Consider the following 243-nt stretch of genomic DNA (forward strand, 5'->3'; position numbering starts at 1 on the left):
AAATGATTGAGCAAGACAAACTTTATTGGAGAGTTTGATCCTGGCTCAGGACGAACGCTGGCGGCGTGCCTAATACATGCAAGTCGAGCGGACGGAAGGAGAGCTTGCTCTCTGGAAGTTAGCGGCGGACGGGTGAGTAACACGTGGGCAACCTGCCTCATAGATGGGGATAACACCGAGAAATCGGTGCTAATACCGAATAATAGAGCGGAGCGCATGCTCCGCGCTTGAAAGTCGGCTTTG

Annotated in this window: 1 rRNA gene; it reads left to right on the forward strand. The window is 52.7% G+C overall.

The window, feature by feature from the left end:
* Positions 1-22: 22 nt before the first annotated feature.
* Positions 23-243, forward strand: a 16S ribosomal RNA gene (locus WD019_RS21845); the annotation flags it as partial.

Source organism: Fictibacillus sp. Mic-4, assembly GCF_049843615.1.
Classification (GTDB): Bacteria; Bacillota; Bacilli; order Bacillales; family Fictibacillaceae; genus Fictibacillus_A; species Fictibacillus_A gelatini.